The sequence below is a fragment of the Pseudomonas sp. Root569 genome, from assembly GCF_001427465.1.
Classification (GTDB): Bacteria; Pseudomonadota; Gammaproteobacteria; order Pseudomonadales; family Pseudomonadaceae; genus Aquipseudomonas; species Aquipseudomonas synxantha.
This window is the reverse complement of sequence record NZ_LMGQ01000029.1, coordinates 1-18,120: the sequence shown is the minus strand read 5'-3', so window position 1 is coordinate 18,120 and position 18,120 is coordinate 1. Positions and strand designations below refer to the sequence as shown.

At 60.6% G+C, this 18,120-nt stretch carries 17 protein-coding genes; 7 read left to right on the top strand and 10 right to left on the bottom strand.

Features of this window, described 5'->3' with window-relative positions:
• Positions 1–58 precede the first annotated feature (58 nt).
• On the bottom strand, positions 59–2,188 hold the full coding sequence (recQ, locus tag ASD70_RS26765; RefSeq protein ID WP_046071768.1) for a DNA helicase RecQ: 2,130 nt from the start codon (positions 2,186–2,188) through the stop codon (positions 59–61).
• 275 nt (positions 2,189–2,463) lie between these two features.
• Here recQ and ASD70_RS26760 point away from each other — a divergent pair, with 275 nt between their 5' ends.
• The 3 genes from ASD70_RS26760 to ASD70_RS26750 all read left to right on the top strand — a co-directional run bounded on the left by ASD70_RS26760 (position 2,464) and on the right by ASD70_RS26750 (position 7,043).
• Positions 2,464–3,051, top strand: a complete 588-nt coding sequence (locus ASD70_RS26760) for a UPF0149 family protein (RefSeq protein ID WP_043049657.1) — start codon at positions 2,464–2,466, stop codon at positions 3,049–3,051.
• Positions 3,052–3,071: 20 nt separating this feature from the next.
• The gene (locus ASD70_RS26755) at positions 3,072–3,455 is read left to right on the top strand and encodes a YbaN family protein (RefSeq protein ID WP_046071767.1); all 384 of its coding nucleotides are present in this window, start codon (positions 3,072–3,074) and stop codon (positions 3,453–3,455) included.
• A 117-nt stretch (positions 3,456–3,572) separates the two neighbouring features.
• On the top strand, positions 3,573–7,043 hold the full coding sequence (locus ASD70_RS26750) for a hybrid sensor histidine kinase/response regulator (RefSeq protein ID WP_056847908.1): 3,471 nt from the start codon (positions 3,573–3,575) through the stop codon (positions 7,041–7,043).
• Positions 7,044–7,106: 63 nt separating this feature from the next.
• Here ASD70_RS26750 and rmuC read toward each other — a convergent pair whose 3' ends face one another.
• Positions 7,107–8,471 (bottom strand): DNA recombination protein RmuC, encoded by a 1,365-nt coding sequence (rmuC, locus tag ASD70_RS26745; RefSeq protein ID WP_177342334.1) that lies wholly within the window; start codon positions 8,469–8,471, stop codon positions 7,107–7,109.
• Between the two features lie 174 nt (positions 8,472–8,645).
• Positions 8,646–8,969 (bottom strand): sel1 repeat family protein, encoded by a 324-nt coding sequence (locus tag ASD70_RS26740; protein WP_046071764.1) that lies wholly within the window; start codon positions 8,967–8,969, stop codon positions 8,646–8,648.
• 457 nt (positions 8,970–9,426) lie between these two features.
• Here ASD70_RS26740 and ASD70_RS26735 point away from each other — a divergent pair, with 457 nt between their 5' ends.
• The 4 genes from ASD70_RS26735 (at position 9,427) to ASD70_RS26720 (ending at position 12,584) form a co-directional block, all read left to right on the top strand.
• Positions 9,427–9,732 carry a hypothetical protein gene (locus ASD70_RS26735; RefSeq protein ID WP_046071763.1) on the top strand — a complete coding sequence of 102 codons (306 nt, stop codon included), beginning with the start codon at positions 9,427–9,429 and terminating at the stop codon, positions 9,730–9,732.
• Between the two features lie 442 nt (positions 9,733–10,174).
• Positions 10,175–10,399: a hypothetical protein gene (locus ASD70_RS26730; RefSeq protein ID WP_005790139.1), complete on the top strand. Its 225-nt coding sequence runs from the start codon at positions 10,175–10,177 to the stop codon at positions 10,397–10,399.
• A 278-nt stretch (positions 10,400–10,677) separates the two neighbouring features.
• A complete protein-coding gene (locus tag ASD70_RS26725; RefSeq protein ID WP_046071762.1) occupies positions 10,678–11,160 on the top strand; it encodes a hypothetical protein in 483 nt (160 codons plus the stop codon).
• Positions 11,161–11,306: 146 nt separating this feature from the next.
• Positions 11,307–12,584 (top strand): OmpP1/FadL family transporter, encoded by a 1,278-nt coding sequence (locus ASD70_RS26720; RefSeq protein WP_046071761.1) that lies wholly within the window; start codon positions 11,307–11,309, stop codon positions 12,582–12,584.
• Positions 12,585–12,649: 65 nt separating this feature from the next.
• Here ASD70_RS26720 and ASD70_RS26715 read toward each other — a convergent pair whose 3' ends face one another.
• The 7 genes from ASD70_RS26715 to cobU form a co-directional block, all read right to left on the bottom strand.
• Positions 12,650–13,198, bottom strand: coding sequence for a glutathione peroxidase (locus tag ASD70_RS26715; RefSeq protein ID WP_046071760.1), 549 nt, complete (start codon positions 13,196–13,198; stop codon positions 12,650–12,652).
• A gap of 150 nt (positions 13,199–13,348) precedes the next feature.
• On the bottom strand, positions 13,349–14,548 hold the full coding sequence (locus tag ASD70_RS26710; RefSeq protein WP_162252764.1) for an MFS transporter: 1,200 nt from the start codon (positions 14,546–14,548) through the stop codon (positions 13,349–13,351).
• A 63-nt stretch (positions 14,549–14,611) separates the two neighbouring features.
• Positions 14,612–15,016, bottom strand: a complete 405-nt coding sequence (locus ASD70_RS26705; protein ID WP_046071758.1) for a MarR family winged helix-turn-helix transcriptional regulator — start codon at positions 15,014–15,016, stop codon at positions 14,612–14,614.
• Positions 15,017–15,058: 42 nt separating this feature from the next.
• Positions 15,059–15,787: an adenosylcobinamide-GDP ribazoletransferase gene (locus ASD70_RS26700; protein ID WP_056847906.1), complete on the bottom strand. Its 729-nt coding sequence runs from the start codon at positions 15,785–15,787 to the stop codon at positions 15,059–15,061.
• Between the two features lie 2 nt (positions 15,788–15,789).
• A complete protein-coding gene (cobC, locus tag ASD70_RS26695; protein WP_056847905.1) occupies positions 15,790–16,365 on the bottom strand; it encodes an alpha-ribazole phosphatase family protein in 576 nt (191 codons plus the stop codon).
• A complete protein-coding gene (gene cobT, locus ASD70_RS26690) occupies positions 16,362–17,417 on the bottom strand; it encodes a nicotinate-nucleotide--dimethylbenzimidazole phosphoribosyltransferase (protein WP_056847904.1) in 1,056 nt (351 codons plus the stop codon). The genes cobC and cobT overlap by 4 nt, the downstream gene beginning before the upstream one ends.
• A complete protein-coding gene (gene cobU / locus ASD70_RS26685; protein ID WP_056848032.1) occupies positions 17,414–17,935 on the bottom strand; it encodes a bifunctional adenosylcobinamide kinase/adenosylcobinamide-phosphate guanylyltransferase in 522 nt (173 codons plus the stop codon). The genes cobT and cobU overlap by 4 nt, the downstream gene beginning before the upstream one ends.
• Positions 17,936–18,120: the final 185 nt, after the last annotated feature.

Genomic DNA, 18,120 nt, shown 5'->3' with positions numbered 1-18,120 from the left:
CATGTCAGTAGGCAAGGCCCGGTATGTACTGATTCGTTACATTGTCGTAATTGGCGCATTAAATTTCGAATTCCGACTGCAAAGCGGCACGTACGCAGTACAAAACGCCCTCAGGAACACGTCCGGTGAACAACGAGGCGATCTCCGCGACAGGTGGCAATTCGCCTTCTCCATCGAGAAATGCATCCTGAATCTCGCCGAGCAAATCCTCAGGCAAATCAAGGGCCTGCTCCAACGACAATTGCTGCTTGCCGATGGCTTCGGCGAGCAAGGTATACACATTTTTTTCCGAGCATTGCAGCTGGCCAGCGATCTGGATCGGGGTCATTCCGGCGCGGGCCAGGCTGATCAGTTCGTGGCGAATATCGGCCACTTCCTTCGGTGCTTCGGCCTGGCCACCAAGCACTTCGAGGAACGCCTGGCCGTAACGCTCAAGCTTGCGCGCACCCACACCGCTGACCCGGGCCATCTCGGCCATGGTAGTGGGTTGTTCGCGAAGCATCTCCAGCAAGGTGGAGTCGGGGAAGATAACGTAGGGTGGCACGCTGTGTTCCTGCGCCAGTTTGCGCCGCAAGGTGCGCAGGGCTTCCCACTGTTCGCGCTCCTCGCCCCGTACAAGCTGACTGGCCTGGCTGGTGCTGCTGCTCTTGGCGGTGGTCTGGGGCTTGAGGTCACGGCGCAGCTCCAGGCTCACCTCACCCTTGAGCAACGGTCGGCAACTGTCATTCAGGCGCAGCCCGCCGTAACCCTCAATGTCGATATCGACGAGGCCACGGGCAACCATCTGCCGGAACAGCGAGCGCCACTCGCCTTCGGCGCGGGCCTTGCCAACGCCGTAGACCGAGAGTTTCTCGTGGCCGAAGCTGCGGATTTTTTCGTTGTCCTTGCCCAGCAATACATCCACCAGGTGACCCACGCCATAGCGCTGGCCGGTGCGGTAGATCGTCGACAATGCCTGGCGCGCCGGCTCGGTGGCGTCCCAGGTCTGCACACCGTCGATGCAGTTATCGCAGTGGCCACAGGGCTCGGGCATGTCTTCGTCGAAATAGGCCAGCAGCGTCTGGCGCCGGCAGCGGGTCTCTTCACACAATGACAGCATGGCATCGAGCTTGTGCTGCTCCAGGCGTTTATGGCGTTCGTCGCCTTCGGAGTTCTGCAGCATCTGCTTGAGCATCACCACGTCTTGCAGGCCGTACACCATCCAGGCATCTGCCGGCAGGCCATCACGGCCGGCGCGCCCGGTTTCCTGGTAATAGGCCTCCAGGGACTTGGGCAGGTCCATGTGCGCGACGAATCGCACGTTGGATTTGTCGATGCCCATGCCGAAGGCGATGGTCGCCACCATGATCAGGCCCTCCTCGTTGAGGAAGCGCTTCTGGTGATAGGCACGCAGATCGTTCGGCAGGCCTGCGTGGTAAGGCAACGCCGGATAGCCCTGTTCGCAAAGGAATGCGGCGACTTCGTCGACCTTCTTGCGCGACAGGCAATAGACAATGCCCGCATCGCTACGCCGCTCGGACAGGAACGCCAGCAACTGTTTGCGCGGCTGCTCCTTGGGCACGATGCGGTAGAAAATATTCGGTCGGTCAAAGCTCGACAGGAAACGCTCGGCGTTCTGCAAATGCAGGCGCTCGACGATCTCTTCGCGGGTACGTTTGTCGGCGGTGGCGGTCAGGGCGATGCGCGGCACGTCGGGGAACAGTTCCGCCAACTGGCCAAGCTGCAGGTATTCGCGGCGGAAATCGTGCCCCCATTGCGATACACAGTGGGCTTCGTCAATGGCGAACAGGGCAATGTCCAGGCTCTGCAGGAAGGACAGCATGCGCGGCTGCACCAGGCGCTCGGGTGCCAGATACAACATCTTCACCTCGCCACGCTTGATGCGGGCGGCCAGGTCGCGCTGCTGTTCGGCGCTGAGGGTGGAGTTCAACGACGCAGCGGCGACACCGAGCTCTTCAAGGGTGGCGACCTGATCGTCCATCAGCGCAATCAGTGGTGACACCACCACGGCCAGGCCATTGCGCAACAGTGCCGGCACCTGGAAGCACAAGGATTTGCCGCCACCGGTAGGCATCAGCACCAGGGCATCGCCGCCATTGGCCACGCGCTCAATGATCGCACCCTGGCGGCCACGAAAACTGTCGTAGCCGAAGATGTCCTTGAGGACGCGTTGAGCCTGCTCGAGCATGTAAAACTCCAAAATGGTGCCGAAATCCCTCTGTACAGGCTGGCCGAAAAAATGCGCTGCCACGGTAAATAATCCGTAAGCGAAGTTTTCCCGGATTGGCGCTGGGCCTGCAGGGGCATCACAAAACGCGGCAGTATACCCGAGCATCATCCGCCAAAGGGCGCGCCTGACGAATAGACGCCCACGCTAAAACCGGGCAAATGTGCGGTGCGGCTGGCCTGGGCGCTCAAGAAAGCCTAGAATTCAGCATCGTTTATTCCCAAGGTAGCCCTTCAATGTCCTTCGCTGAGCAACTAACCCGCCTGCAAGCCTTCCTCGACGCCGATGAGCTGCATGACGAGGCGCTGGACTACGTGGCCGCCCACGGCTACCTGACCGCCCTGTCGATCTCTTCTGACGTGGTACCGGACCGTGAGTGGATCGACGCCTTGTTCGCCGAAGAGCCTCACTACGCCGACGCCGCCCAGCGCGAAGAAATCGAAGCCACCCTGCTGGCCCTCAAGGCCCACATCGGCCGCCAGCTGGCCTCCGATGAGGAATTCGAGCTGCCATGCGACCTGGACCTGGGTGAAGAGCCGGACGACTCCGACCTGCGCGGTTGGTGCATCGGTTTCATGGAAGGCGTGTTCCTGCGCGAAGCCGCCTGGTTCGAAACCGCCGAGGAAGAAGTCAGCGAAATGCTGCTGCCGATCATGGTCGGTTCCGGCCTGTTCGACGACCAGCCGGAGTTCGCCGACATCGCCGCCGACGCCAACCTGATGGACGACATGATCGTACAGATCCCGGAAGCCCTCACCGCGCTGTACCTGCTGTGCAACGCGCCTGACGAAAAACCGGCGATCCTCAAGCCACGTCACCACTGAGTCGCTTGCCCGTGGCACCCATGGGCAACCGCTCGCTGCTCCTGCGCTACGCGCTGCTGGCCATTGGCTGGCTCAGCGTAGCGCTGGGAGTGATAGGCATTTTCCTACCGGTGTTGCCGACCACGCCCTTCCTCCTGCTCGCCGCCGCCTGCTTCGCTCGAAGCTCCCCGCGTTTCTACCGCTGGCTGGTGGAGCACCCGCGCCTGGGCCCCTGGATCCGTGACTACCTGGACGGCAATGGCATCCCGCTCAAAGGCAAGGTCTACGCCATCGGCTTGATGTGGTTGAGCATCGCGATCTCCTGCTATCTGGTACCCCTGCCCTGGGCACGCGGCTTCATGCTGACCAGTGCGGTCCTGGTGACGATCTATATCCTGCGCCAGAAAACCCTGCCACCGCGCTGACGCACCTGCGACATTAGATCCCACACGACCTTGGTCGACACTGACTAACCCCAGGCATCATGCGAGACTGTCCAACCGGGCCTGGAGTGCCTGGGTGTTCTTATGCTCGGAGTTACCATGACGCTGTCCAGCGGGCTGATTGCCGCCGTTGCCCTGGCCTATATGGCCATTATGTTTGCCATTGCCTTTTACGGTGACCGCCGCCATGCGCCGCTGCCACCGCGTGTGCGTGCGTGGGTCTACAGTTTGTCGCTGGCCGTGTACTGCACCAGCTGGACTTTCTTTGGCGCTGTAGGCCAGGCCGCCGAACAGTTGTGGGCATTTTTACCGATCTACCTGGGACCGGTGCTGCTGCTGGTGTTGGCACCCTGGGTGCTGCAGAAGATGATCCTGATCAGCAAGCAGGAAAACATCACGTCGATTGCCGACTTTATCGCCGCCCGCTACGGCAAATCCCAGTCCCTGGCGGTGGTGGTGGCGTTGATCTGCCTGGTCGGCGTGCTGCCCTATATCGCGTTGCAACTCAAAGGCATCGTACTGGGGGTGAACCTATTGATCGGCGCCGGCCCCGACACCACCGGCACCCGGGCCCAGGACACGGCTTTGATCGTGTCCCTGGTGTTGGCGCTGTTTACCATTGTGTTTGGTACGCGCAACCTCGACGCCACCGAACACCATCGCGGCATGGTGCTGGCGATTGCGTTTGAGTCCCTGGTCAAGCTGTTTGCTTTTCTTGCCGTCGGTGCGTTTGTCACCTACGGCTTGTACGACGGTTTCGGCGACCTGTTCAGCCAGGCGATGCTCGCGCCACGCCTGGAGGAATACTGGAAAGAGACCATCAATTGGCCCTCTATGGTGGTACAGACCGGCGTCGCCATGATGGCGATTATCTGTCTGCCACGGCAATTCCATGTGACCGTGGTTGAAAACATCGACCCCCAGGATCTGCGCCTGGCCAAATGGGTGTTCCCGGCCTACTTGATCCTGGCTGCACTGTTCGTGGTGCCTATCGCCCTCGGTGGCAAGATGCTGCTGCCTGGCTCGGTGCTGCCAGACTCCTATGTGATCAGCCTGCCAATGGCCCAGGCCCATCCAGCTCTCGCTGTGCTGGCGTTCATTGGCGGTGCCTCGGCCGCCACCGGCATGGTGATCGTGGCCAGCATCGCCTTGTCGACCATGGTTTCCAACGACATGCTGCTGCCCTGGCTGTTACGGCGCTCCAGCGCCGAGCGGCCATTTGAAGTATTCCGCCACTGGATGCTCTCGGTACGCCGGGTGAGCATTGTGATTATCCTGTTGCTGGCGTATGTGAGCTACCGCCTGCTGGGTTCTACCGCCAGCCTGGCTACCATCGGCCAGATCGCCTTTGCCGCCGTGACCCAACTGGCCCCGGCAATGCTCGGCGCACTCTACTGGAAGCAGGCCAACCGCCGGGGCGTCTTTGCCGGCTTGGCCGCGGGTACATTCCTGTGGTTCTACACCTTGGTCCTGCCAGTTACCGCGAAAAGCCTGGGTTGGTCGCTCAGCCTTTTCCCCGGCCTGACCTGGATGCATTCCCACCCGTTCGGACTATCGGTGACATCGCTGACCTTAGGCACCGTATTTTCCCTGGCGGGTAACTTCACCTTGTTCGTGTGGGTGTCAATGCTGTCACGCACACGGGTGTCCGAACACTGGCAGGCTGGGCGTTTTATCGGCCAGGAAATCAGCCAGCGTGCCAATGCCCGGTCCATGTTGTCGGTGCAGATCAGCGACCTGCTCAGCCTGGCGGCACGCTTTGTCGGCGAAGAACGTGCCCAGCAGAGCTTTATTCGCTTTGCCTATCGCCAGGGCAAAGGCTTCAACCCCAACCAGAATGCCGATAACGATTGGATTGCCCACACCGAACGCTTGCTGGCGGGTGTACTGGGTGCCTCTTCGACGCGAGCCGTGGTGAAAGCGGCGATTGAAGGGCGGGAAATGCAGCTGGAGGACGTCGTACGAATCGCCGACGAGGCCTCCGAGGTGCTGCAGTTCAACCGTGCCCTGCTGCAAGGCGCCATCGAGAACATTACCCAGGGCATCAGCGTGGTGGACCAGTCCCTCAAACTGGTGGCCTGGAACCGGCGCTACCTGGAGCTGTTCAACTACCCGGACGGCCTGATCAGCGTCGGCCGGCCGATTGCCGACATTATTCGCTACAACGCCGAGCGCGGCTTGTGCGGGCCTGGCGAGGCAGAAGTGCACGTGGCGCGCCGCCTGCATTGGATGCGCCAGGGCCGTGCGCACACATCCGAGCGCCTGTTTCCCAATGGTCGGGTGATCGAGCTGATCGGCAACCCGATGCCCGGCGGCGGCTTTGTCATGAGTTTCACCGACATCACCGCGTTCCGCGAAGCCGAACAAGCGCTGACCGAGGCCAACGAGGGCCTGGAACAGCGGGTCACCGAACGCACCCATGAACTGTCGCAGCTCAATGTGGCCCTCACCGACGCCAAGGGCGTGGCCGAGTCCGCCAGCCAATCGAAGACGCGATTCCTGGCGGCGGTGAGCCACGATCTGATGCAACCGCTGAACGCCGCACGGCTGTTCTCCGCCGCCCTCTCCCATCAGCACGACGGCCTGTCCAGCGAGGCACGGCAGTTGGTGCAGCACCTGGACAGCTCGTTGCGCTCGGCCGAAGACCTGATCAGCGACCTGTTGGATATCTCCCGCCTGGAAAACGGCAAGATCAATCCACAACGCCAGCCCTTTGTACTCAATGAGCTGTTCGACACCCTGGGCGCTGAGTTCAAGGCGCTGGCCCATGAGCAAGGCTTGCGCTTCCGTTGGCGCGGCAGCCGCTTGCGGGTAGACAGCGACATCAAGTTGCTACGGCGGATCCTGCAGAACTTTCTGACCAATGCCTTCCGTTATGCCGACGGCCCAGTGCTGCTTGGCGTACGTCGACGCCAAGGCGAACTGTGCCTGGAAGTCTGGGATCGCGGCCCAGGCATTCCGCTGGATAAACAAAAGGTGATTTTCGAAGAGTTCAAGCGCCTGGACAGCCACCAGACCCGGGCTGAAAAGGGTCTGGGCCTGGGCCTGGCGATTGCCGACGGCTTGTGCCGTGTGCTGGGGCATCAATTGAGCGTGCGCTCCTGGCCGGGCAAGGGCAGCGTCTTCAGCGTGTGCGTGCCGCTGGCGCGCAACCAGGCCAGCCCGCAACCCAAGGCGCCGGCGGAAAACGGCCTGCCTTTGAGCGGCGCCCGGGTGCTGTGTGTGGATAACGAGGAGAGCATCCTGATCGGCATGCGCAGCCTGCTCACGCGCTGGGGCTGCGAAGTCTGGACCGCAGCCAATCAGGCCGAATGTGCGGCACTGCTGGCCGACGGCATGCGCCCGCAACTGGCACTGGTGGATTACCACCTGGACCATGGCGAAACCGGCACCGAGCTGATGGGCTGGCTACGAGCGCAACTGGCCGAGCCGATTCCCGGTGTGGTGATCAGCGCCGACGGGCGCCCGGAGATGGTCGCCGAGGTGCATGGCGCGGGGTTGGATTACCTGGCCAAGCCGGTGAAGCCGGCGGCGTTGCGGGCACTGTTGAGCAGGCACCTGCCTCTGTAAATGGCTTGTACTCGGTCAAAATGTGGGAGGGGGCTTGCCCCCTCCCACATTTTGACCCTGTGTTTATTCGGGGAGATGCGCTACGCCATCCGAATCTGTCATCGCCCGTTCCAGCAGATCCGCCGGCAGGCTCTTACTGGCACGGGCACCGAGCAGCCTTAGTTGCTCGGTACGACTGACCAGATTCCCGCGTCCATCTGTCAGTTTGTTTCGCGCCGCGCTGTAAGCCTTGTCCAACTGCTGCAACCGATTGCCCACCTCGTCCAGGTCCTGGATAAACAGCACGAACTTGTCGTACAGCCACCCGGCACGCTCGGCGATTTCCCGGGCGTTCTGGCTCTGGCGCTCCTGCTTCCACAGGCTGTCGATCACCCGCAGGGTGGCGAGCAAGGTGGTCGGGCTGACAATCACGATATGGCGGTCAAAGGCCTCCTGGAACAGGTTGGGCTCGGCCTGCAATGCCGCGGAAAAAGCCGCTTCGATCGGCACGAACAGCAGGACGAAGTCCAGGCTGTGCAAACCTTCGAGGCGCTTGTAATCCTTGCCGGCCAAGCCTTTGACGTGATTGCGCAGAGACAGCACGTGCTGCTTGAGCGCCGCCTGGCCAATTACCTCATCATCCGCCGCGACGTATTGCTGATAGGCGGTCAAGCTGACCTTGGAGTCGACCACCACCTGCTTGTCGCCCGGCAACATGATCAGTACGTCCGGCTGGAAACGCTCGCCATCCGGGCCTTTGAGGCTGACCTGGGTCTGGTATTCACGGCCTTTCTCCAGGCCCGCGTGCTCCAGCACCCGCTCAAGGATCAGCTCGCCCCAGTTGCCCTGGGTTTTCTGGCCCTTGAGGGCCCGGGTCAGGTTGGTGGCTTCATCCGACAGGCGCAGGTTCAGTTGCTGCAAGCGCTCCAGCTCCTTGGCCAGGGAAAAACGCTCGCGGGCTTCGTTCTGGTAGCTTTCTTCGACTCGCTTCTCGAACGACTGGATGCGCTCCTTGAGCGGATCGAGCAGTTGGCCCAGGCGTTCCTGGCTGGTTTCGGCAAAGCGCTGCTCACGCTCATCGAAGATTTTGCCGGCCAGCTCGGCGAACTGCGCACGCAGCTCATCCCGTGAGCCTTGCAGGTCAGTGAGGCGTTGTTGATGGCTCTCTTGTTGCTCGCGCAGCTCCGCGCTCAGGGCCGCCGCCAGGGCGTCGAGACGCCGCAGCTCGGTTTCCTTGGCACTGCGGTCGAGGTTCCAGGCGTGGGCGGCGTCGCGGGCGTTATCGCGGTCGATCTGCAGCAGCTCGACTTCGCGGCGCAGGGCAGCCAGGTCGGCCTGTTTGGCGGCATTAGCGTGGCTCAGGTCACTGATCTCATCGCGGCTGGCGTCCAATTGGGCAGCGAGCCCCTCCTGGGCCAGTTGCGCGGTCGCCAGGCGCTCTTCCAGCAGTTCCCAGCCGGTGGCCCGCGCGCTTAGACGTCGCTGGAGTTGCCAGCACAGCGCCAACAAAGGTACTGCTGCGCCAACAAGTCCCAAGGCGATACTGGTCCAGTCAACAACCATAGCCATTTCTGCCATCACCGAAAAAAACAAGGGTAACCAAGCGCAGGGCTGGAGGACAGCTCAGTCTTCGACCTGCCCCAGTTCGCGCTGGGCGCGCCGGTCGCCGGCGCGGGCGGCCGAGCGCAGCAGGTCGTAGCCTATACGGCGGTCGCGGGCGTTCCCGCATTCCCGACACATCAGTTGGCCCAGACGGCTCTGCGCGGCCACCACCCCTTCCCGGGCTGGCTGTTTGAGCAAGCGTCCAGCGAAGTGTTTGATGTTGGTACTTTGCCCCAGGCGAGGGCTATCGAGCAGCCACAAAGCGACCTTCAAGGAGAAACGCTTGGGGGCGGTAACAGTTTGACGAGTGTCGGTAACAGAAGGTGATACTGAGCGAAACTTCATAAAGCACTGCGGGACAGAACAGAAGGCGCGCCACTCTACTCTTTTTTTCGTACAGGTAAAGCTGAAAAAACCCGGCACGCCCGTTCTAGAGCAAGCGCTCGGGACAATCCACAGAAGCTGTGGATAACTCAGTGGACAACCCCCCTTGAACGGGCGCAAAGGCCCACGGAACGGGGGCCGCAGTCAAACTGACGATTTTTTCACCAATAAAAAAAAGCGAGATTTTTCATTGACTTAAATTTTGAATGCAGGCAAATGCGCGCCGTTCAAGGTCAGGAACAGAGGGGTTACACACGTCGCAACCAATGTGCACAAGTACCCGCGTGGGGGTTATAAGGTCAGCGTTTTTTGATTCAACATGCCTTAAACATGTTACTGCCCGGACAAACCCAGGGACTTTCCAAATGTGTCGCGTCTCGCCACACTGCCCCACCGACAACGCAACCCTGTAGGGCCGATGAAAGGAATTCTGTTATTCGCCGTGCTGCTATTGGCCATCTGCGCGACCTCCCTGGGCATCAATGCCGTGCTACCTTCCCCGGACGGCGCGCTGTTCGCCAGCGCGATCCTGTTGGCGGCGGCTTTCACCGCAGTGAGCCTGTGCATTGAATTGGGTGACGGCAGGATCAATGACATGCGCGAGGTCATGGGCGTGATCGAGAGCGGGCAGTCCTTGCGCCTGACGCTTGCGGCCTACGGCTTGGGTTGCGCTCTAGCAGCCTCGATAACGGTACTGGTCTACCGCGGGTGGCTCGGCGGTTGATTGAAGTTTTTTTGCCATTGCCCTTCCCTTCCCCGTTTCGATCCGTTACTATCCGCGGCGTTAGTACCAAGCTGAAAGTCAATTCTGGTCGAACAAATCCCCTGAACACATGGGATCGACCACCTCGATGGTTTCCAGGTATTCCTTGCGACGACACAGCCTTTGAACAAGCAAAGGGTGTCGCGAAGTTTCAATACTCTGACCGAACCAACCTGCAAATTGATCAGGATCTTCACCCTGGGCCCAGAACCTTTGCCCCTGTTGTGTTGCCTGCCCTCCTAAGTACCTACCTGCCAGCCCAAGCGCGCCTAATTTATCAGCGCTTCAAACTGGCTGCTTTGTTCCAGTCAGGTTCTTCGCTTGATCAATGGTGATCAGCGTTACTGGAACGTTTTAACGTTGCACGGTTCTTATCCGTGTCATTTGTAGGAACACCAATAATATGAACGCTCAAATCCACACTCAGGATGCCATTCGCACCCTCACTAACGCTTTTGCCCCAATGAACTGCCTGATCATGGCCGCTCGCAAAGGCTGCTTCAGCTTCACCCTGGTCAACGAACACGGCATCGCACGTCACAGCGAACGCCTGTACCCCGATCAATACTCCAGCGCAGAGCCGCTGCAGGCCGTGATCGAGCGTACCCGTCAGGCATTGACTGCCTGATCGACCCGAGTCGCTGAAATACAAAAACCCTGTCTGAAAAACAGGGTTTTTTATTGCCTGGAATATGGTCGCCAAGCCCTTGAATTAAGTACAAATAGATATAAACGTTATAACCGAATGAAGAAGATGTTTTAAAAACAGTCCTTTACATCATAAATATGACACTACACTTCAACTCGAGCGGCATGATCCGCTTGCGACGGGCCTGAGATCCGATTCACCGCTGCCAAGCCCTCCCTTCTCAGGCTCGTCCCCCCCTATATTGGACTGAGGCTTGTATGGGTATTGCCGCCAGCGAATTGTGTCGTTATGTGATCAGGCCGACGTTGATGTACCTCGGCCGCCATGACGCTGCAGCCGAATCCCTGCTACTGGGCATTGCTGCCAGCCAATCGGAACTGGGTTCGGCCTTGCATGATCGACGCGGCCATGGCCTCTACAGCATCACCGAACCGCGCCACCGTGCGCTCTGGGATGACTACCTGGCGCTGGACCCCGAGCGGGCGAGCCTGGTCCGCGGGCTGGCCAGCCAACATGCCTTCCTCAGTGCACCTCAGTTGGAACTGACTGTAAACCTGCGCTACGCCACGGCCATCGCTTGGCTGTTGGTGGAACAGCGTCGCTACACCCTGCCTGCGCCCGGCGATGTGCTGGCCATGGCGCGTATATGGAAAGAAATTTTCCATCCACAAGGTCGTCTGCGGGATTTCACTCAAGCGTGGCAAACCTGCGCCTGCCCCATAAAACAGGCGGCGTGTTGACCGGGCAAAATGCAAGATTCGCCAAAAAACCTGAATTCTGGTCTGATTGTCCTACAAAACCGCTCTATCTCCTGTATTACAGCCTATAGCGCGATGCGAAATTTATTGATACTTTCCGCAGCGGTGATCACCACGGAGTTCTAATAATGAAAAAAGTAATGCTCAAGACCACACTTAGCCTCGCCGTTGCCATGGCATCCTCCCAACTGTTCGCCAGCGGCTTTGCCCTGAACGAGCAGAGCGTCAGCGGGATGGGTACCGGTTTCGCAGGTCGCTCGTCCTCTGCCGATGATGCAAGCACTGTGTTCGGTAACCCTGCCGGTATGGCACGTCTGGAAGGTCAACAGATCACCGGCGGTGTTGCTGCCATTGATGCCTCCACTGATATCAGCGACGTCAGCGGCCGCTCCCGCGGTAGCAACAAAGGCGACATGGTGCCTTTCACTGCCGTCCCTTTCGGTTTCTACACCAATAAACTCAATGATCAGTGGGCTGTCGGCTTCGGCGTCTATGCACCGTTCGGGCTGGTGACTGACTACGAAAGCGGCTTCCAGGGCCGTGGCTTTGGCAGCAAGAGTGAAGTGAAAGTCATCACCTTCCAGCCAACGGTCAGCTACGCCTTCAACGACCGTGTTTCCGTTGGTTTTGGCCCGACCATCAACCGCATCGCCGGCACCCTGGAATCAGACCTGACGCTGAATGCTCGTGCGCCAGACACCAACATCAAGATCAAGGGCGACGACACCGCGCTGGGCTTCAATATTGGCGTGCTGGTACAAGCCACCGATACTACCCGCGTTGGCCTGACCTATCACTCCAAGGTCAGCTACAAGCTGGACGGCCACACTGAAGTCACTGCCCCTGCAGCGACCGCTGCAGCCCTGCGCAGCAATCGCTACGATGCATCGCTGAAGATTGATACACCTGAGTCCTATGACCTGTCGGTCACCCAAGACCTGACCGACGCCTGGAAACTCTATGCGGGTGCAACGTGGACACGCTGGAGCCGCTTGAAAGACATCACCGTCAAGAACGACGGCGTGAGCGGCGCAACGGGTGGTGCGCTCGCTCCTGCCCTGGTGGGCACTATCAAGGAAGACCAGAACTGGCACGATACCTGGGCCTACGCCGTGGGTACCTCGTACCAGCTCACCAAGCAAGTGGTGTTGCGTACCGGCCTGACCTTTGACCAATCGCCAACCAACAACACGGATCGCTCGCCACGCATCCCGACTGGCGACCGCACGATCTTCAGCCTGGGCCTGGGCTACGAGGTCATGCCGAACATGACCGTCGACCTGGCCTACTCCTACCTGAAGGAAGAAGACGTCAAGGTTTCGCGCTCCAACGCATTGGCCAGCTACAACGCCAAGTATGAAAACAGTGCCAACGGTTTCGGCCTGGGTATGACCTACCGCTTCTGATTCGCAGCGGTATAAAAAAGCCCCGCTCTTCTGCACAGGAGGCGGGGCTTTTCATTGGTCGCGGCTCAGGGTTTGGACGCCAATGCCTCTTCCACCGCCTTGATCAGGTCCGGGCTGTCCGGCTTGGTCACACTGGAAAAGTTGGCAATTACCTTGCCCTGGCGGTCCACCACGTATTTATAGAAATTCCACTTCGGCGCACTGCTCTGCTGCGCCAGCAGCTTGAACAGGTGCACTGCATCCGGCCCCCTGACTTTCTGCGGCTCGGTCATGGTGAAGGTCACGCCGTAGTTCACGTAGCAGACCTTGGCGGTCTCTTCGCCGGTCTTGGCTTCCTGCTTGAAGTCATCCGACGGCACGCCAATCACTTCCAGACCTTGGTCCTTGTAGCGCTGGTATAACGCCTCGAGGCCTTTGAATTGCGGTGCAAACCCACAAAAGCTCGCCGTATTTACGATAACGAGGGGCTTGCCGGCGAAGCGCTGGCACAGGTCAATGGATTCCTTGGCCCGCAGCTTGGGCAGTTGGCCCTCCAAGAGCGGCGGGCAGTCGGCAGCCATGGCCAAGCTGCCAACAGCCATGAGGACGGGTACAGCGAGCCAGCGCATCAGCATGATCAAAGTCCTTGAGTCAGTTCAGGCATTGAACTTAACAGATCGCCATGCCCAGTTGCATCAACGCCAGACCGCCCTGTTGCCAACCCCACCAGGCCAGCAGCAACAGGACCAACCCGGCCGCCATGGCCATAACGCGCACCGCTAGCCTCATGCCGCCTCCATCTGCGCCTGCATACGCGCCACCGGGCGCTCACGCACCGGCCAGTTCAGGGCCGCAGCGAGCAGGCTGAGCAGAATCGCCACCTGCCAGATCAAATCGTAGCTGCCGGTTCGATCATAGACCACCCCGCCCAGCCAACCACCAAGGAATGAGCCGAGTTGGTGGAACAGGAACACGATCCCACCGAGCATTGAGAGGTTGCGTACACCAAACAAGGTCGCGACGGTGCCGTTGGTCAGGGGGACGGTGGACAACCACAGGAACCCCATCGCCATGCCAAACAGATAGGCGGTGACTTCAGTGACCGGCGCCCATAGGAACAATACGATCACCACGGCCCGTAACAGGTACAGGCCGGTGAGCAGGCGCGGCTTGGACATGCGCCCGCCCAGCCACCCGGCCGTGTAAGTGCCGAACACGTTGAACAGGCCGATCAAGGCCAGCACCGTCGTGCCCACCGTGGCCGGCAGGTGCTGGTCGACCAGGTATGCCGGCAAATGCACACCGATAAATACCACTTGGAAACCACAGACAAAAAAACCGAAGGACAACAGCCAGAACCCTGAGTGAGAGCAGGCTTCCTTGAGAGCTTCGCCCAGGGTTTGCTGACCGACCGTGGCCGGCAGCGGCCGATCCTTGAGCATCGCGACCAGCGGCAGGATCAACGCCACCATAAAGCCCAACGCCAGCAGTGCCGCAGACCAGCCCAACCAACCAATCAAGCCGAGGGTGCCGGGGACCATGGCGAACTGGCCGAAGGAGCCGGCGGCGCTGGCGATGCCCATGGCCATGCTGCGTTTTTCCGGGGCTACGGCGCGGCCGACCACACCAAGAATCACCGAGAACGAAGTACCGGACAGGCCAATACCAATCAGCAAGCCTGCGCTCAGGGACAGCGACCACGCAGAGTCGGACATGCCCATCAGCACCAGGCCCACGGCATACAACACGCCGCCGACAAACACTGCCTTGGTCGCGCCGAACCGGTCTGCCAAGGCCCCGGTAAACGGTTGGGCCAGGCCCCAGATCAGGTTCTGCAAGGCAATGGCGAAGGCAAAGGTCTCACGCCCCCAGCCAAATTCGCTGCTCATGGGCGACAGGAACAAGCCGAAGCCATGCCGTACGCCCAGGGAGAGCGCCAGGATCAGCGCACTCCCCACAAGGATCCAACCGCTGGTGCGCCACATCGAGGTCATTTCTTATTCTCCGCTCGCGGGTATATACCCGCTTATAGTCGAACAAACCGCGCGTCAGGCGAGTTCGTCCAGCAAGGCCAACAACGTTTCGCGCTTTTCGGCGCCCAACTTATCAATCAGTTTCTGTTGCGCCGCTTCCCAGGCCGGCAAGGCCGCGGCCAGTCGCTCCTGCCCCGTTTCGGTCAACACCACCAGGCGGTTGCGCAGATCGTCACCCTCGACCAACTGCACCAGCCCTTCGCCTTCCAACACGCGCAGATTACGCCCCAAGGTGCTACGGTCCAGGCCCATGGCCTCGGCCAGGCTGGAAATGCTCGGTTGGTCAAGGCGCTGCAAGTTACACAGCAGAGAATACTGGGCAACGTTGATCCCGAAGCCGTCGAGAGCGCCGTCGTAGTGCCTGCTGACGCCACGGGCGGCGCGTCGCAGGTTGGTGCATAAACATTGGGAGGCAAGCATGGAGCGTGTATATACCCGGAGTTAAGGAAATGCAAGAAAGGGTTACAGGGCCAGCCCGACCAGTACAGCGACTTCGAGCAACTCCAAGAGCGCGCCAGCCGTATCGCCCGTGGTACCACCCAGACGCTTGACCATCAAGTGACGCAGCCACACGAAGCACAGCGCCGCCAGCAACACCGCGATGCCGCCGTTGAAACCACCAATCAGGACGCACGCCAGGCCGCTGAGGATCAGCACCTGTTGGCCGACAATCCGCGGTAAATGATCGGACAATGCCTGGCCCAATCCTCCTGCACGTACGTAGCGCGTGGTGAGAAACAGCGCCAACATCGAAGCCCGCCCGATCAGCGGCGCCAGGATCAAGGCCACGCCATTGTGCTGTTCGATCAGGGCCACCAACGCGCTGAACTTGAGTAGCAACACCAGGCCCAGGGTGACCACCGCAATCGGCCCGCTGCGCGGGTCTTTCATGATGCTGAGGGTGCGCTCGCGGTCACCAAAGCCACCCAACCATGCATCGGCGCTGTCCGCCAGGCCATCCAGGTGCAGGCCGCCACTGAGCAGCACCCAGGCCACCAATAGTAGTGCGGCATGCAGCAACAAGGGCGCGCCCATCAACATCAGGTTCAGGCCCCATAGCAATACGCCGAACAGCAACCCCACCAGCGGATAAAACAGCAACGAGCGGCCCAGCTCCTGGGGCTGTGGCATGCCCGGCAAGCGGATCGGCAGGCTACTGAGAAATTGCAGGGCGATCCAAAATGGCAGCATCGTCAGGCTCCTTCCTTCAAGACACTGTCGGCGCCAACCTGCAGGCTGAACAAAGCGCCGTGGCCGACTTCGACATTAAGCAATTGCTCACGGGGCAAACCGCGTGCGCGGGCCAACAGCAGGCGCATCACGCCGCCGTGGCTGATCAGTAGCACGCGCTGGCCAGCATAAGCCCGATGCAGTCGTGAGACAGCGCCGAGCACGCGCTCGGAAAACTCACTGACCGGCTCGCCTTGCGGCGGCGTGAAAGCGTAGGGATCCGCCCAGAACAGGCCGAGCCCTTCGGCATCAGTCTGCATCAACGCGGCTGCGCTCTGACCTTCCCAGGCGCCGAAGTGAAGCTCCTGCACATCAGGCTCAAGACTTACCGGCACATTAAGCTGCGCCCCCAACTCCTGGGCAAACAAGGCACAGCGTTGCAGCGGTGAACTGATCAGACGATCCCACGGCCCCTGCCCCACCACGGCGGCACGCATCTGCGCCCAGCCCGTGGCAGTCAATGCATCGTCCAGGCTGCCACGCAAGCCGCCACCCAACTCGGTTTCGCCGTGACGCAGCAGGTCCAGGTGCAAGGTCATGCGGGGCGATCCGCCACGGCCGCTTCGGCAAACGTTGCCATCTGCCCATGCAGTGCACACGCCAGGCGCAACAACGGCACCGCCAGCGCCGCGCCACTGCCCTCGCCCAGGCGCAGGCCCAGCTCCAGCAAAGGTTGGGCATCCAGGCTGTGCAGCACATGGCGATGGCCCGGCTCGGCGCCCCGATGGCCGAACAACAGCCATTGGCGGCACGCCGGGTTCAAGCGCACCGCCACCAGTGCGGCAACGCTGCAGATAAAGCCATCCACCAGCACCGCAATACCTTCTTGGGCACAGGCCAGATAAGCGCCGACCAGCGCCGCGATTTCAAAGCCGCCGAGGTTGAACAGCGTTTGCAACGCATCACCACGCTGAACGGCATGCAACGCCAATGCCCGCTCGATGACCGCAATCTTGTGGCTGACACCCGCGGCATTCAAACCCGTGCCCGGGCCTGTCAGGTCACTCACCGGGCAATCCAGCAAGGCACAGGCCAAGGCGCTGGCCGCAGTAGTATTGCCGATGCCCATCTCGCCGCCGATAAACAACTGCGCGCCGCTGTCCAGGGCGCGGCTCACGCTGTCTCGTCCGGCTTGCAGGGCCAGTTGCCCCTGGGCCTGAGTCATCGCCGGGCCTTCGACAAAATTGGCCGTGCCCGCGCCGATATTCAGGTGACGCACGCCGGGCAAATCCAGCGACGGCGTGACGGTGCCGAGGTCGACCACTTCCAACTGCGCACCCAGCTGCCGCGCCAACACGCTGATCGCCGCACCACCGGTGACAAAGTTATGCAGCATCTGCCCAGTCACCTCCTGAGGAAATGCCGACACGCCTTCGGCAACCACGCCATGATCGCCGGCAAAAATCGCGATCCACAGTCGATCTACCGACGGTTTGACCTGGCCTTGCAAGCCCGCCAACTGCACCGCCAGCGCTTCCAACTGCCCGAGGGAACCAGCCGGCTTGGTCAACTGCTGCTGGCGTGCCAGCGCCTGTTCGTGGGCAGCGGCATCAATGGCCTTGCAGGGCTTGAGCCACCAGGAATCCGTCATAACGCAGTACCTTTCAAAGTCAGGGGCAGACCGGCGACCGTCAACACAACACGCTGACACCGCTCGGCCAAAGCTTGATGCAGCCAACCGGCTTCATCCACATAACGGCGAGTCAATTCGCCCAGCGGCACGACACCCAGACCGGTCTCGTTGCTGACAAAAATAATTTCCCCCGGCAGCGACGCCAGGGTTTGCAGCAGTTGATCACGCTCGAACGCCAGGCGATCGGCGTCTTCGAGCATCAGAAGATTGGTGAGCCATAACGTCAGGCAGTCCACCAACAGGCAATGGTCGGCAGCGGCGTATTCACCCAGTACCCGCGCCAGCTCAAGGGGTTCTTCAATCAACCCCCAATGGTCTGGACGACGCCCACGATGCAGGGCAATCCGCTGATTCATTTCACCGTCCAGCGGCTGGCTGGTGGCGATATACGTGACGGATAAACCGCTGTCGCTGGCGAGCTTTTCAGCAAGGCGACTCTTGCCAGAGCGTGTGCCGCCCAAGATCAGTTGGAGCATGGAATAAGCCCTGTAAAAGTCATGAATGGAGCGGAAAGCCAGAATGAACGCGGCGCTCTCAGGTCTTTCGCGGGCAAGCCCGCTCCCACAGAAAAGCAAAAGCCCGCCGCCAACCGTAACCACGATGCGCAGCGAGCCGCTCTTGATGTTGCTTTTGATCTTAGGCGCCCCGTTAAACCACGCTG